Origin of the sequence: Limnohabitans sp. MMS-10A-192, assembly GCF_003063335.1 — a bacterium.
GTDB lineage: Bacteria > Pseudomonadota > Gammaproteobacteria > Burkholderiales > Burkholderiaceae_C > Limnohabitans_A.
Window position 1 is genome coordinate 80,797 of record NZ_NERX01000005.1, and the last position, 14,433, is coordinate 95,229.

Consider the following 14,433-nt stretch of genomic DNA (forward strand, 5'->3'; position numbering starts at 1 on the left):
TCGCCCGGGGTGATATGTCGCATTCGGCCCCTGGGTCTTTGCCGGGGATGACATGGCACCGCGGGTTTCAGCGCTGCCTTGACGACACCCAGATTCCGCCAATGATCAGTGCAAACGCCAGTGCGTGGTAAAGGTGCGGTAACTCGCCCAAAAAGGCGGCCGAAAAGATGGCTGCAAACAAGGGCGTGAGGTTGGCAAAGAAACCGGCCACAGCAGGACCGGCTTGCTGGATGCCCAGCCCCCAGCAGCGGTAGGCCAGCACCGCAGGGCCCACGGCCACAAAGGCGAGGGCGCTCACCAAAGGCCAGCCCCAGGTGATGTGGGCATCGGTCAAGCCCCACTCCATGCCAGCAAACAAACCGGACCACCCCAGTCCAAAAACCACTTGCGCCAGCAAGAAGGCGGCCCAGTTCTGTCGGATGGCTTCGGGCTCGTCTTTGCGGCTGAGCAGCCAGCTGTACCAAGACCAACAGGCGGTGGCCAGCAAGATGAACAAGTCGCCCACCACCAGTCGCACGGCCATCAGCTGAGCCCAATCGCCCCGTGACAGCACCACCAGCACACCCAGAATGGACAACACGGCGCCTTGGATTTGCGCACGACGCACAGGCGCCTGAAAAAACAATGCGCCGATGGCCAGCATCCACACGGGCCCGCTGGCGGCCACCAGGGTCACGTTCAGTGGTGTCGATGTTTGCAAGGCCAGGTATTGCAAGGCGTTGTAGCAGCCCACGCCCAAGAGGCTGAGCAGCGCAAAGCGCCGCCAATGCGCCCACAAGCCGCTGCCCGAGCGCAAAACCCAAGCGGCCAAAGGCAGCAAGATCACGAAGGCCACAGCCCAGCGCAAGAAATTCAGCGTGATGGGGGGCACCAAGGTATTCACCATGCGCCCCACGACGGCATTGCCCGCCCAAAGCAGTGGCGGCACAGTCAACAGCAAGGCCGTGACGGGAGAGAGTTTTTGAGACATGCGGCGACTGTATCGGTATTCGGGTTTTCCCGTTGTCGCCAAGCTGTCCATGTGCGCTTGTCGGGCATGCAATTCGTGGCACAGTCACGCATCGTTTGTTTTTACCCTTTCAGGAGAATGCCATGAGCCTTGCAGTTCAGATCGACCAGAACGGTGGTCCCGAAGTCATGAAATTGGTCGATGTGACCGTCGGCGAACCCGGCCCCGGTGAGATCCGCATCCGCCACAAGGCCATTGGTCTGAACTTCATTGACGTGTACCAGCGCAGTGGCCTGTACACCTTGCCCATGCCGCTCAAGCTGGGCATGGAAGCCTCGGGCGTGGTCGAAGCTGTTGGTGAGGGCGTGTCACACCTCAAGGTGGGCGACCGCGCAGCGTATGCCAGCCAGCCGCCCGGCAGCTACTGCGAAGTGCGCGTGATGCCCGCCAAGTGCGTGTGCAAGCTGCCCGATGCGATCTCGTTCGAGACCGGTGCGGCCATGATGCTCAAGGGCCTGACAGCGCAATATTTGCTCAAGCGCACGCTGCCCCAGGGCGGCCTCAAAGCCGGTGACTTTGTGCTGTTCCATGCCGCAGCCGGTGGCGTGGGCCTGATCGCCAGCCAGTGGGCCAAGGCCCTGGGCTTGCGCCTGATTGGCACCGCAGGCAGTGATGCCAAATGCGCGCTGGCCTTGGCCAATGGCGCGGAGTTCTGCATCAACTACTCGACCGATGACTTCCAGGCCAAGGTCAAAGAGATCACCGGCGGCAAGGGCGTCAAAGTGGTGTACGACTCGGTGGGCAAAGACACCTGGGACAAGTCGCTCGACTGCCTGGCCCCGTTTGGCCTGATGGCCAGCTTTGGCAACGCATCCGGTGCCGTGGCACCGTTTGCACCGGGCATCCTCGGCCCCAAGGGTTCGATCTATGTGACGCGCCAGACTTTGTTCAGCCACATCACCACGCGCGAAAGCACGCAAGAGATGGCCGACGATTTGTTCGAAGCCGTGACCAGCGGCAAGGTCAAGATCCACATCGACCAGACCTTCCCGCTGGCACAAATCCAGGACGCGCACATCGCTTTGGAAGCGCGCAAAACCACGGGTTGCACCATCATCACGTTGTGAGCCTTGGGCGTCGGCGCTTCGGCGCCGAATGCCCATTCACACGTCGCTGAATGAAAAAAACCGCTGACCCTCAAGGGCAGCGGTTTTTTTCTGGGCGCTCAGCGCGTCAGATCACGCAGCCAGCTTGGCCTTGGGCGCGATGGTCTCCAGCGCATCACTCAGGATTTGCAGAGTGCGGGGAACCTCGTGCCATTTGTCCAAGCCGAACAACCCCATGCGGAAGGTGCGGAAGTCGGCCGGTTCATCGCACTGCAGCGGCACGCCTGCGGCGGTTTGCAAGCCCAGGGCCAGGAACTTTTTGCTGCTTTGGATCTCGGGGTCGGTGGTGTAACTCACGACCACGCCAGGTGCTTCAAAGCCGGGTGCAGCCACGCTTGGGAAGCCGTGCTCCAACAGCAATGAGCGAACCTGGCGGCCCAGCGCCATTTGTTCTTCGCGCACTTTGGCAAAACCATAGGCTTCGGTTTCCAGCATGGCTTCTTGCAGGCGCAGCAAAGCATCGGTGGGCAAGGTGGTGTGGTACATGTGGCCACCGCCTTCGTAGGTTTCCATCACTTGCAGCCATTTTTTCAGGTCCATGGCGAAGGTGGTGCTGGTGGTGCCGTCAATCGCTTGGCGAGCACGCTCGCTCATCATGACCATGGCGCAGCAAGGCGAGCTGCTCCAGCCTTTTTGCGGCGCGCTGATCAGCAAGTCCACGCCGGTGGCTTGCATGTCGACCCACATGGCACCCGAGGCAATGCAGTCCAGCACCAGCAAACCGCCCACAGCGTGCACGGCATCGGCCACAGCCTTGAGGTAATCGTCGGGCAAGATCATGCCGGCGGCGGTTTCCACGTGTGGTGCAAACACCAGCGCGGGCTTTTCAGCGGCAATGGCGGCTTTGACTTCTTCAATCGGCGCAGGCGCCCAGGCCGCTTGCGAGCCAGCCGCGATGCGGCGGGCCTTGAGCACGCTGTGGCTCTTGGGGATCTGGCCCATGTCAAAGATTTGTGTCCAGCGGAAGCTGAACCAGCCGTTGCGGATCACCATGACGTGTTGGTTCGTGGCGAATTGGCGGGCCACCGACTCCATGCCAAAGGTGCCGCTGCCAGGCACCAGCGCCACCGAGTGGGCACCATAAACGTTCTTGAGCATGCGCGAGATGTCGGTCATCACGCCGCCAAAGCGCTTGGACATGTGGTTCAAGGCGCGGTCGGTGTAGACCACCGAAAATTCGAGCAGACCGTCAGGGTCGATGTGGGGCAACAAGCCAGGCATGGGTGTCTCCGTTTTTTCAATCAGGGGGAAGAGCTTACCTGAGTTCAGGGGATCAGGTGGGCTCATGGTCATCAGGCACAGCCCATGACCATTTGACGGTCAACGCCCGCGCCGCACCCGCAAAATTTCGTCGAGGATCAACAAGCCTGCACCCAGTGTGATGGCGCTGTCGGCCACGTTGAAGGCGGGGAAGTGCCAGCTGCCCCAGAAGAAGTCGAGGAAGTCGACCACGTAGCCGTGCAGCAGGCGGTCGATCACGTTGCCCACAGCGCCGCCCAGGATGAGCGAGATGGCCAGGCAAAACAGCGTTTGGCCGGCATGCGAGCGCAGCATCCACAGCATGAACAGGGCCGCGACCACGCCAATGCCGGTGAAAAACCAGCGTTGCCAGCCGCCCGCAGCGGCCAGGAAGGAAAACGCCGCGCCGTGGTTGTGCACCCGCACCAGGTTGAAAAACGAGGTCACCGGCGTGCTGTCGCCAAGCTGGAAAGCGCCCAGCACCAAGACCTTGGTGAACTGGTCGATCAGCAGCACCAAAAGCGCCATGCCCAGCCAGACCCACAGGTTTGGACGGGCGCCGCCTTTGGCAAATTTTTTCGAGCTGGCCATGCGTGCTTCCTTGAGGGTCAGGCGACCTGGCGGGTTTCACCCTCGCCATGCAGGTTGCTGACGCAGCGACCGCAAATGGTGGGGTGTGCGGCGTCATGGCCCACATCGTCTGCGTAGTGCCAGCAGCGCTCGCACTTGACGGCCTGGCTGGCCGCCACTTGCACGGCCAAAACATCGCCTGCTTGCAGCGTCACTTTGGAGGTGATGAACACAAACTTGATGTCTGCGCCCAGGCTGGACAGCAGGGCGTGGTCATCTGCAGGTGCCGTCAGGGTGATTTCGGCTTGCAGGGATGCGCCCACTTGGCCTGCTGCGCGGACCACTTCGATGTCCTTGTTGACCAAGTCGCGGATCTCGCGGATGCGACCCCACTTGGCCAGCAGTGCAGCGTCGGTGGCACCAAAGTCGCTGAATTGCTCCAAGAAGATGGATTCGGAGCTGCCGAAGCTGCTCCAGGCCTCTTCAGCGGTGAAGGACAAGAACGGTGCCATCCAGCGCAGCATGCCGTGGGTGATGCGGTACAGCGCAGTCTGTGCGCTGCGGCGGGCCAGCGATTTGGGCGCGGTGGTGTACAGGCGGTCTTTGAGCACGTCCAGATAGAACGCACCCAGGTCTTCCGAGCAGTACACCTGCAGCTTGCTGACCACCGGGTGGAATTCGTACGCGTCAAAGTGGGCGCGGATGTCCGCTTGCAGCTGGGCCGCACGGGCCAGGGCAAAGCGGTCGATCTCCAGCAGCTGGTCGTCGGGCACGGTGTCGGTGGCCGGGTCAAAGTCGCTCACGTTGGCCAGCAAGAAGCGCAGCGTGTTGCGGATGCGGCGGTAGGCATCCACCACGCGGGCGAGGATCTTGTCGTCGATGTTGAGGTCGCCCGAGTAGTCGGTCGAGGCCACCCACAGGCGCACGATTTCAGCGCCCATTTTGGAGGTGATGGTTTGCGGCTCGACGGTGTTGCCCAACGATTTGCTCATCTTGCGGCCCTGGCCGTCGGTGGCAAAGCCGTGGGTCAGCAGACCCCGGTAAGGGGCACGGTCGTAGAGGGCGCAGCCCAGCAGCAGCGAGCTGTGGAACCAGCCGCGGTGCTGGTCGTGGCCTTCGAGGTACAGGTCGGCCTCTGAACCCTCGGCGTGGAAGGGCGGTACACCGTATGCGTCTTTGTGGCTGCCGCGCAGCACGTGCTGGAAGGTGGAGCCGGAGTCGAACCAGACTTCCAGAATGTCGGTGCTCTTGGTGTAGCTGGGCGCGTCGGTCGCACCCAAGATGTCTTCCACCGTGACGCGGCTCCAGGCCTCGATGCCGCCTTTTTCAACGATGTCAGCGGCTTGGTCCAGGATCTCCATGGTGCGCGGGTGCAGCTCGCCGCTGTCCTTGTGCAGGAAGAAGGGCACCGGCACGCCCCAAGAGCGCTGGCGCGAGATGCACCAGTCGGGGCGGTTGGCGATCATGTCGCGCAGACGCGATTTGCCGTTCTCGGGGTAGAACTGGGTTTGGTCGATGGCGTCCAGCGCCAGCTGGCGCAGGGTCTTGGGGGCCTTGTCCTTGGTGAAGACGCCCTCGCCCTCGTCCATGCGCACAAACCACTGAGCGGCCGCGCGGTAGATCACGGGGGTCTTGTGACGCCAGCAGTGCGGGTAGCTGTGGGTGATTTCCACGGTGGACATCAGGCGGTCGCTTTGTCCCAGCACCTCGATCACGCGGGCGCAGGCTTTCCAGATGTGCTGGCCACCAAAGAAGGGCAGCTCGGGCGCATACACGCCATTGCCTTGCACGGGGTTCAGGATGTCGTCGTATTTCAGGCCATGGGCCACGCAGGAGTTGAAGTCGTCCACGCCGTAAGCGGGGGCCGAGTGCACGATGCCCGTGCCGTCGGTGGCGGTCACGTAGTCGGCGAGGTACAGGGGCGATGTGCGGCGGTAGCAGTACTCACCGCCTTCGCCTTCGGCCACCGCGTCGTACAGCGGGTGACGGAATACCAAGCCGCGCAGTTTCTCACCCACAGCGGTGGCGATCACAGAACCTTCAAGTTTGTAGCGCTCCAGGCATTTCTCGACCAGGCTGGCGGCCAGCAGCAGCACGCCGCGCGGCGTGTCCACCAAGGCGTATTCCAGTTCGGGGTGGGCGTTCAGGGCCTGGTTGGCAGGAATGGTCCAGGCGGTGGTGGTCCAGATGACGGCGAAGGCTTTTTTGCTGCCTTCGCCGGGCAGCTTGGGCAGGCCGAAGGCGGCAGCCAATGCGGCGTTGTCGTTGGCTTCAAAGGCCACGTCCAGCGTGTCGCTCTTTTTGTCGGCGTATTCGATCTCAAATTCGGCCAGCGACGAGCCGCAGTCGAAGCACCAGTACACGGGTTTGAGGCCACGGTAGACAAAGCCGCGCTCGATCACGCGCTTGAAGGCGCGGATTTCACCGGCCTCGTTGGCGAAGTCCATGGTGCGGTAAGGGCGCTCCCAGTCGCCCAGCACGCCCAGGCGCTTGAAGTCTTCGCGCTGTTGGTTGATCTGCTCGGTGGCAAAGGCGCGGCTTTTGGCCTGCATGTCGTCGCGGCTCAGGTTGCGGCCGTGCAGTTTTTCAATCGCGTTTTCGATCGGCAGGCCGTGGCAGTCCCAGCCGGGGATGTATTGCGCGTCAAAGCCAGCCAGCTGCTTGGATTTGACGATCATGTCTTTGAGCACTTTGTTCAGCGCGTGGCCGATGTGCAGCTTGCCGTTGGCGTAGGGCGGGCCGTCGTGCAGCACGAACAGTGGGGCACCCTGGCGGGCGGCACGCAGCTTTTTGTACAGGCCACCTTCGTTCCAGTCTTTGACCCAGCCCGGCTCGCGCTTGGGCAGGTCGCCGCGCATCGGGAACGGGGTGTCCATCATGTTGATGCGGGTGTCGGGGTTCTGGTCTTTGTCGGTCATGGTGCTTCAAGTCGAGAGGGCTTCGACAAGCTCAGCCCGAGCGGCGGACCGTTCGGAGAGTAAGAGGAGAGGGCTGGGCCGTGGTTCCGTTTGCCCTGAGCCTGTCGAAGGCAGCAAACGAGGGCCGGAGCGTCAAATTCGGTCGCGGGTGGTCTGGCGGTGGGTCTCGCTGTGGCGCAAGGCAAACCAGGCGTGCGCGTCGTCACAGTCTTGGGCGATGCCTTTTGTCAGGGCGTCCAGACCGTCGTATTTGAGCTCGTCGTGTAGTTTGTGCAGCAGATCCACGCGGATGATTTTACCGTAGCCCCCCTCGGCCCCCAGATGCTTGGGCCAGTCGAAGGCGTGGGTCTCCAGCAGCACCCGCCCGCCGTTGACGTCGTTCGGGTCTATGGAGGGGCGTATGCCCAGGTTGGCCACCCCGCGCAAGGGCTGCTCGGCCAGGCCGTGCACCTGCACCACAAAGATGCCGCTGGCCGCGGGCTTCCAGTGCGCAAAGCGCAGATTCAGGGTGCGAAAGCCATCGCCCGCGCCTTCGGTTGTGGCGGCCAGTTCGCGCCCGAGCTTGCGCCCGTGCACCACATGGCCGCTGATGCTGTAGGGGCGACCCAGCAGGGCTTGCACCGCGGGCAGGTCGCCTTTGGCCAAGGCTTCGCGCACCGCCGAGCTGGACACGCGCAGGCCGCGCACCTCATAGCTGTTCATGCGGGCCACGTCAAAGCCCAAGCGCTGGCCTGCAGCGTCGAGCATGGCGTAGTCGCCCGCCCGTTTGGCGCCAAAGCGGAAATCGTCACCCACCAGCACATAGCGCACACCCAGGCCGCGCACCAGCACCTGCTGGATGAAGTCTTCGGGGGACTGGCTGGCGAGGCGAGCGTCAAAGGGCAGCACCACGACCTGGTCCACGCCACATCGCTCCAGCTCCTGCAGCTTGTCGCGCAAGGTGGCGATGCGGGCCGGGGCCAGTTCGGGCTTGTTGAGTGCCTTGGCGAAGTAGTCGCGGGGGTGTGGCTCGAAGGTCATCACGCAGCTGGGCACGCCCCGGTGGGCCGCTTCGCTGCGCAAGAGCGCCAGCATGGCCTGGTGGCCCCGGTGCACGCCATCGAAATTGCCAATGGTCAGGGCGCAGGCGGGGGCCAGCTCTGGGTGATGAAAACCGCGAAAAACCTTCATGGCGCTTGGGGGTCCTGGAGTCCACGACTTGAGGCTTTTGCCCTTTGTCATGGTTTTGAGAAATTCAAAGGGTATATTGTGACTGAGCCCGATCCGCTCAAGCCCGCCACCGTGCCGGGCTTGTCTGGACCGAGACAGTCCCCATCCTTTTCAGTGCTTGCATCTGTTGTCAGGAGTTGTGTGTGAAGGTCTTGAAACTCTCTGCCCAAGGGCTGCCCCAGTCGTGGATTACGCTGGAGCAAGCGGTCACCCACTACGCCGCCGACGAGGTGCGCTGGGAAGCGGGCCGGCAAGTGGCGGTGTATCGCGGTGGCCACAATGCCATCACGGGCGAGCAATCCATCATCACCGTGAACAGCATCATCGGCACCCAGGGCGTGCCGCGCATCAACCCGTTTGACATGCGCCCGGGCCTGACCAACCCCAAACTCTTTGTGCGTGACCGCAATGTCTGCGCTTATTGCGGTGGGCATTTCCATGAGGCAGAACTGACCCGCGAGCACATCGTGCCCTTGGCGCAAAAAGGCCCGGACCACTGGATGAACGTGGTCACCGCCTGCCGCTCGTGCAACCACCGCAAAAGCAGCCGCACGCCCGAGCAGGCCAATATGCCTTTGCTCTATGCGCCCTATGTCCCCAGCCTGTGGGAGGACTTCATCTTGCGCAACCGCCGCATCTTGAGTGACCAGATGGCGTTCTTGATGGCGCATGTGCCCAAAACCTCGCGCTTGCTGGTTTGAGCTGCTGGCGCTTGCAGACGCGGCCAAAGCGCCGCATCATCACTTCCTGAAAAAAACAAAGCGCGGACTGAACTGACCAGCGCGATCAGGGGGGACTTCATCATGCACAGCCATGAAAAAATGGGCACGCCGCTCGTCTCGCGGCGGAACGTCATCTGCAGTTTGCTGGGCGGCGCGTGGTGGGCGCCGCCTGCACTGGCCGCTGGTGAGTCGGTTCAACTCGCGCAGGCCTGGCCTTCCGGTCGTTCACCGCAAGGATTTCTGGTCAGCGAAAAGTTCGATGGCGTTCGCGCCGTGTGGGACGGTAAGCATTTGCGTTTTCGCAGCGGCCGCATGATCGCAGCACCCGCGTGGTTTTTAGCCGCCTTGCCACCTTTGCCGCTGGATGGCGAGCTGTGGATGGGCCGTGGGCAATTTGACCGTGTCTCGGGTGCTGTGCGCAAAACCGTGCCCGACGATGCCGAATGGCGCAGCCTGAAATACCTGGTGTTTGACGCCATGGGGCTGACCGAGACTTTTGCCCAGCGTGTGGGTGTGCTCACGCAAGCCGTGTCGGCCGCCAAGCTGTCGTGGTTGCAAGCGGTGCCACACAGCAGCTTGGAGGATGCGGCGGCACTGCAGGCGCGCTTGCACGACGTGGTGAGCCAAGGCGGTGAAGGCCTGGTCTTGCACCGTGCCGATGCGGTGTGGCAATCGGGCCGAACAGATGCCTTGTTCAAGCTCAAGCCAGAGCCCGATGAAGAAGGGCGGGTACTGGGCTACCAAGCGGGTAAAGGACGTTTTGAAGGCTTGACGGGTGCGCTGTTGCTGGAGACGCCGCAAGGCCAGCGTTTTGCATTGGGTTCGGGTCTGAGCGACGCCCTGCGGCGCGATCCGCCGCCCGTGGGGGCTTGGGTGACCTACCGTTACCGTGACCGCACGCCCTCAGGCCTGCCGAGATTTGCTTCTTTTTTGCGGGTGCGGCAGCCAGAATGAACAAGGGCGCCTTGCGGCGCCCTTGTTGATGGGGTCAGCAGACCTTCAAGCGAAGACGCCTGCCGTCTCCTGCATGCGGGCCGACACTTCGCCCAGCTGGTGCAAGGTGTCGCCAAAGGTCATGTCCAGCTGCGTCAATTTCTTGAAGTAGTGGCTCACGATGTACTCGTCCGTGACGGCAATGCCGCCGTGCAATTGCACCGCTTGTTGGCCAACGAAGCGCATGGACACGCCCAGCTGGTACTTGGCACGGGCCAAGGCGCGGCGGCGTTCGTCGGCAGGCGCGTGCAACTTCAGGCTGGCGTAGTAGCTCATCGAGCGGCCCAACTCCAGCTGCATCTTCATGTCGGCCACGCGGTGGCGCAGGGCCTGGAAGCTGGCGATGTTCACACCGAACTGCTTGCGGGTGTTCATGTAGTCCACGGTGATGGCCAAGGTCTGGTCCATCACGCCCACGGCTTCGGCGCAGGTGCAAGCAATGCCGATGTCCACGGCTTCTTCCAAAGCGGTCAGGCCGTTCAGGGTGATGAGCTGGGCGGCGGCCTTGTTCAACACCACTTCGGCGGCGCGTGAGCCGTCTTGGGTGATGTAAGCCTGGGTATTCACGCCGCTGGCGCTGCGCTCGACCAAAAACAAAGCGATTTGGCCATTCACGGTGGCGGGTACGACAAAGGCATCTGCCTGGTCGCCCACGGCCACCACGCTCTTGGTGCCGCTCACGGTCCATGTGCCGCCCGACTCGCTGGCCTGGGCGGCGCATCGGCCCAATTGGTAACGTGCACCGCGTTCTTGCTGCGCCAGCACGACGATGGCTTCGCCTGCCGCCATGCGCGGCAACCATGCGGCTTGCAGGGCTGCCGGGGCGTGTGTTTGCAGCGTGGCGCTGCAGATCAGGGTCTGGGTGAGGGGTTCGAGCACGATGCCGCGGCCGAGTTCTTCCATGGTGACCATGGCTTCGGTGGGGCCCATGCCCATACCGCCGTGCTCTTCGCTCACATAAAGGCCCGTCAGGCCCAGCTCGGCCATTTCGCCATACGCGGCACGGTCAAAGCCACCCGCAGCCACGATGGCGCGGCGGCGGTCAAAGTCATAGCCCTTGTCCACCCATTTGCGCACCGCATCGCGCAGTTGTTCTTGGTCGTCAGAAAAATCGAAATCCATGTGTGTCTCCTTAACCCAGAACTGTCTGGGCGACGATGTTGCGTTGCACTTCGTTGCTGCCGCCGTAAATGGTGGTCTTGCGCATGTTGAAGTAGTTGGCGGCCAGCGGCGCGTTGGCTACCACACCACCAGGGAAGTTGCCTTGCCAGCCGGCGTCCATGGCTTCGAAGATGAAGGGCAGGGCAAAGGGGCCTGCGGCTTGCATCATCAGCTCGGTGTAGCGTTGCTGGATTTCGCTGCCCTTGATCTTCAGGAGACCGGCGATGTCGAGCGAGTTTTTGCCGGACTTTTCGGCCGACAAAACACGCAGCACCAGCATTTCCAGGGCCACGATGTCGACTTCGAGCTTGGCGATTTCGTCACGGAAGCGCATGTCGTCGTAAACGCCTTCGGCTTTGGCGATGCGCTTTAAGCGTTCGAGTTCGCGCTTGGCGCGGTTCACGTCGGCGATGTTGGTGCGCTCGTGGGCCAGCAGGTGCTTGGCGTAGTTCCAGCCTTTGTTTTCTTCACCGATCAGGTTTTCGGCAGGCACTTCGACGTTGTCAAACCAGACTTCGTTGACTTCGCATTCGCCATCCAACAGCTTGATGGGGCGCACGGTGATGCCGGGCGACTTCATGTCGATCAGCAAGAAAGAGATGCCGGTTTGTGGCTTGCCTTCGGTGCTGGTGCGCACCAGGCAGAAGATCCACTCGCCGTATTGACCCAGAGTGGTCCAGGTTTTTTGGCCGTTGACGATGTATTTGTCGCCCACACGCTCGGCGCGGGTTTTGAGGGACGCCAAGTCAGAGCCAGAGCCCGGTTCGCTGTAACCCTGGCTCCACCAGACCTCGCCGCTGGCGATGCCGGGCAAAAAGCGTTGTTGTTGCTCGGCATTGCCAAAAGCCATGATCACCGGGGCCACCATCACGGGGCCAAAGGGCACCACGCGGGGGGCGCCAGCCAAGGCACATTCTTCTTCGAACAAATGCTTTTGCACGGCGGTCCAGCCGGGGCCGCCAAACTGCGTGGGCCAGCCCCAGCCCAGCCAGCCTTTTTTGCCCAAAATTTTGGCCCAGCGCTGCATGTCCTCACGCGTCAGGCGCATGGCGCTGTGCACTTTTTGTGAAATGTCGGCGGGCAAGTTTGCCTTGACCCAAGTGCGGATCTCGTCGCGGAACGCGAGTTCTTCGGGGGTGAATGCCAAATCCATGGGGGAATTTCTCCGTTGGGGTAAGTGTTCTTTGTAGCGCTGTGCAAACAAAATCAAACGACCGTGCTTTTTATCACGCGCCAGCCGTGCTTTCCTGTCTTAGGAGCGACAAACAAGGGTTTGCAGGGGGTGTGCAGGGATAATCCGCGCACACATGAAAAACATTGTCATTTTGATTTCCGGCTCGGGCTCCAACATGGCGGCCATCGTCCGTGCGGCCGAGCAAGAGCGTTGGGCGGATCGCCTGCATGTCCGGGTGGCCGCTGTGGTCAGCAACAAGGCCGATGCCCCTGGCCTGGCCTTGGCCCAAGAACATGGCATTGCCACCGCTGTGCTGGACCACAAAGCGTTTGCCAGCCGTGAAGCATTCGACGCGGCCTTGATGGCGCAGATTGACCAGTTCGCGCCCAGTCTGCTGGTCTTGGCCGGCTTCATGCGCATCCTGACGCCGGGTTTCGTGGCGCACTACGCCGGGCGCTTGCTTAACATCCACCCGTCTTTGTTGCCTGCTTTTCCGGGACTGAACACACACCAGCGGGCCATCGACGCGGGCTGCAAGTTTGCCGGTGCCACGGTGCACCAGGTGACGGCAGATCTGGACCACGGCCCGATCCTCGATCAAGCGGTGGTGCCGGTGCTGGCGGGTGACACGGCCGCGGTGCTGGCAGCTCGTGTGCTCACCCAAGAGCACCTGATTTACCCGCGTGCTGTGGCGAAATTCCTGGCTTAATCGCCCAAGCGTTCGAAGCGCGGCTGCACCTTGCCGTTGAACTCGGCCACATCGGCAAACATGGCCGCAGGCCTGACCCACAGGCCTTGTTCGCCATACAGCGCCTGGTAAAGCGTCATGGGCTGCAGGTCTTCGCTGTGGCGCACGGTGCCCAGCACGCGGTACATGCCGCCTTTGTAGTGCTTGTAGAGGCCTTTGGGGGTTTCGATCAAGGGAGGCAAGGTTTCTTCGGACATGTGTTTCCTGGGGTGGTGCATTCCAAAGGGACAAGGGTGGGACAATACGCCCCATGCATCCAAAAGCCCTTTTAGACGCCTGCGCCGATCTGGTCAGGCTGGTTCTCCAATTTGAACATCCCGCCGACGCTGTGGTGTCGCGCTATTTCCGTGAACACCGCTCGCTGGGCCCGCGCGAGCGTGCGACCTTGGCCGAAACCGCATTTGCGGTGCTGCGCAAAAAACTGCTGTTCGAGCAGCTGGCCCGCTCGGGCTCCGGCCCCAAAGAGCGCAAGCTGGCCATTTTGGGTTTCTTCGGCCCCCGCGACTTTTTGGCCGCAGCCTTGAACGACACCGAAAAGCAATGGCTGGCCACCTGTGACGCCATTCCCGCCGATGCCCTGATGGCCCCGCACCGCCACAACTTGCCCGAGTGGATGGCCAAAGCGCTGCAAGACCAGCTGGGCGAGGACTTCTGGGCCTTGGCCGAGAACCTGCAGCAGCCCGGCACGCTGGACTTGCGCGTGAACACTTTCCAGGCCAAGCGCAGCGACATCCAAAAAGAATTGGCCCAGGCGGGCATCCCTTCCAAACCCACGCCGTATTCGCCTTGGGGTTTGCGCCTAGAGGGCAAGCCCGCTCTGCAAAAGACCGATGCCTTCACCCGTGGCGCCATCGAGGTGCAAGACGAAGGCTCGCAGCTGCTGGCCTTGCTGGTGGATGCCCACCGGGGTGAGATGGTGGTGGACTTTTGCGCCGGTGCGGGCGGTAAAACGCTGGCGCTGGGCGCGTCCATGCGCAGCACCGGTCGCCTGTATGCGTTTGACGTGTCCGGACACCGCCTGGACGCGCTCAAGCCGCGCATGGCGCGCAGTGGCCTGTCCAACGTGCACCCGGCCGCCATTGCGCACGAGCGCGATGACCGCGTCAAGCGCTTGGCCGGCAAGATCGACCGCGTGCTGGTCGACGCACCGTGCTCAGGTTTGGGCACCTTGCGCCGCAACCCTGACTTGAAATGGCGCCAAAAGCCCCAAGCTGTGCAGGAGTTGACCGAAAAGCAGTTGGCCATCTTGCAAAGCGCTTCGCGCATGGTCAAGTCGGGCGGCCGCTTGGTGTACGCCACCTGCAGCGTGTTGCCCGAAGAAAACGAGTTGATTGCGCAAGCCTTCAGTGCCGCCAATCCGGACTTTGTGCCCCTCAACGCAGCCCAAGAGCTCGAGCGCCTGAAGGTGCCGGGTGCCGAGGGCTTGTGCGCCCCAGCGGTTTCGGTGGATGAAGACGGGACGCGAACAGGCGGCGATTTCCTCCGCCTGTGGCCACACCGCCATGGCACAGATGGTTTCTTTGCCGCAGTCTGGACTCGAAAGTGATCATTTGGAGCTCTTTCATGCGTCAGCTGGCGCGAAAG

General features: G+C 62.4%; 13 protein-coding genes. 5 read left to right on the forward strand and 8 right to left on the reverse strand.

Annotation, left to right across the window (positions count from 1 at the left end):
- Positions 1 to 67: 67 nt before the first annotated feature.
- Positions 68 to 970, reverse strand: a complete 903-nt coding sequence (locus B9Z43_RS11735; protein WP_108326104.1) for a DMT family transporter — start codon at positions 968 to 970, stop codon at positions 68 to 70.
- Between the two features lie 122 nt (positions 971 to 1,092).
- On the opposite strand from B9Z43_RS11735, the gene B9Z43_RS11740 reads away from it, so the two are divergent.
- A complete protein-coding gene (locus B9Z43_RS11740; protein WP_108325791.1) occupies positions 1,093 to 2,076 on the forward strand; it encodes a quinone oxidoreductase in 984 nt (327 codons plus the stop codon).
- A 111-nt stretch (positions 2,077 to 2,187) separates the two neighbouring features.
- Here the strand turns inward: B9Z43_RS11740 and B9Z43_RS11745 are convergent, their stop codons facing one another.
- From B9Z43_RS11745 to B9Z43_RS11760, 4 genes are all read right to left on the reverse strand, one after another.
- On the reverse strand, positions 2,188 to 3,336 hold the full coding sequence (locus tag B9Z43_RS11745) for an aminotransferase class V-fold PLP-dependent enzyme (protein ID WP_108326106.1): 1,149 nt from the start codon (positions 3,334 to 3,336) through the stop codon (positions 2,188 to 2,190).
- A 99-nt stretch (positions 3,337 to 3,435) separates the two neighbouring features.
- Positions 3,436 to 3,945, reverse strand: coding sequence for a signal peptidase II (gene lspA / locus B9Z43_RS11750; protein WP_108325793.1), 510 nt, complete (start codon positions 3,943 to 3,945; stop codon positions 3,436 to 3,438).
- 17 nt (positions 3,946 to 3,962) lie between these two features.
- Positions 3,963 to 6,842 carry an isoleucine--tRNA ligase gene (gene ileS, locus B9Z43_RS11755; protein ID WP_108325795.1) on the reverse strand — a complete coding sequence of 960 codons (2,880 nt, stop codon included), beginning with the start codon at positions 6,840 to 6,842 and terminating at the stop codon, positions 3,963 to 3,965.
- Between the two features lie 132 nt (positions 6,843 to 6,974).
- Complete coding sequence (locus tag B9Z43_RS11760) at positions 6,975 to 8,012, reverse strand: bifunctional riboflavin kinase/FAD synthetase (protein WP_108326108.1); 1,038 nt, start codon at positions 8,010 to 8,012, stop codon at positions 6,975 to 6,977.
- Positions 8,013 to 8,194: 182 nt separating this feature from the next.
- On the opposite strand from B9Z43_RS11760, the gene B9Z43_RS11765 reads away from it, so the two are divergent.
- Both B9Z43_RS11765 and B9Z43_RS11770 read left to right on the forward strand, forming a co-directional pair.
- Positions 8,195 to 8,752, forward strand: a complete 558-nt coding sequence (locus tag B9Z43_RS11765; protein ID WP_108325797.1) for an HNH endonuclease — start codon at positions 8,195 to 8,197, stop codon at positions 8,750 to 8,752.
- A 102-nt stretch (positions 8,753 to 8,854) separates the two neighbouring features.
- On the forward strand, positions 8,855 to 9,727 hold the full coding sequence (locus B9Z43_RS11770; protein WP_233250109.1) for a DNA ligase: 873 nt from the start codon (positions 8,855 to 8,857) through the stop codon (positions 9,725 to 9,727).
- A gap of 45 nt (positions 9,728 to 9,772) precedes the next feature.
- On the opposite strand, the gene B9Z43_RS11775 is transcribed toward B9Z43_RS11770, so the two are convergent.
- Both B9Z43_RS11775 and B9Z43_RS11780 read right to left on the reverse strand, forming a co-directional pair.
- On the reverse strand, positions 9,773 to 10,888 hold the full coding sequence (locus B9Z43_RS11775) for an acyl-CoA dehydrogenase family protein (RefSeq protein WP_108325802.1): 1,116 nt from the start codon (positions 10,886 to 10,888) through the stop codon (positions 9,773 to 9,775).
- 10 nt (positions 10,889 to 10,898) lie between these two features.
- The gene (locus B9Z43_RS11780) at positions 10,899 to 12,080 is read right to left on the reverse strand and encodes an acyl-CoA dehydrogenase family protein (protein ID WP_108325804.1); all 1,182 of its coding nucleotides are present in this window, start codon (positions 12,078 to 12,080) and stop codon (positions 10,899 to 10,901) included.
- Between the two features lie 154 nt (positions 12,081 to 12,234).
- Between B9Z43_RS11780 and purN the strand changes: the two genes are divergently transcribed.
- Entirely contained in the window at positions 12,235 to 12,810 is a 576-nt protein-coding gene (gene purN / locus B9Z43_RS11785) for a phosphoribosylglycinamide formyltransferase (protein WP_108325806.1), read from the forward strand.
- On the opposite strand, the gene B9Z43_RS11790 is transcribed toward purN, so the two are convergent.
- The gene (locus B9Z43_RS11790) at positions 12,807 to 13,046 is read right to left on the reverse strand and encodes a DUF1653 domain-containing protein (RefSeq protein ID WP_108325809.1); all 240 of its coding nucleotides are present in this window, start codon (positions 13,044 to 13,046) and stop codon (positions 12,807 to 12,809) included. The genes purN and B9Z43_RS11790 overlap by 4 nt on opposite strands.
- Before the next feature lie 53 nt (positions 13,047 to 13,099).
- Here B9Z43_RS11790 and B9Z43_RS11795 point away from each other — a divergent pair, with 53 nt between their 5' ends.
- Complete coding sequence (locus B9Z43_RS11795) at positions 13,100 to 14,395, forward strand: RsmB/NOP family class I SAM-dependent RNA methyltransferase (protein WP_108325811.1); 1,296 nt, start codon at positions 13,100 to 13,102, stop codon at positions 14,393 to 14,395.
- The last annotated feature ends 38 nt before the right edge of the window (positions 14,396 to 14,433 follow it).